Below are 214 nucleotides of genomic sequence, written 5' to 3' on the forward strand. Positions count from 1 at the left end.
CAAACTTTGTTGAATTTGAGTATGTAAATTAACACGACCACCGTATTGATGTAGATCTAGATCTAGCCCCATCCCCACTAACACAGCCACATTTGAACCGACACTTAACTGCGAATCTTAAGCTGCATTATCAGCCAATTTCATCATCAATAATTGTTGTGCAATTAAGCTGACTTGATCATTCGGTGGAATTTTAAAGCGCAGAAAATCAATA

At 37.4% G+C, this 214-nt stretch carries 1 pseudogene; it reads right to left on the reverse strand.

The window, feature by feature from the left end:
- Positions 1 to 214, reverse strand: a pseudogene (locus V6256_RS15955) (hypothetical protein); the annotation flags it as partial.

The sequence above is a fragment of the Psychromonas aquatilis genome (assembly GCF_038155185.1).
GTDB lineage: Bacteria > Pseudomonadota > Gammaproteobacteria > Enterobacterales > Psychromonadaceae > Psychromonas > Psychromonas aquatilis.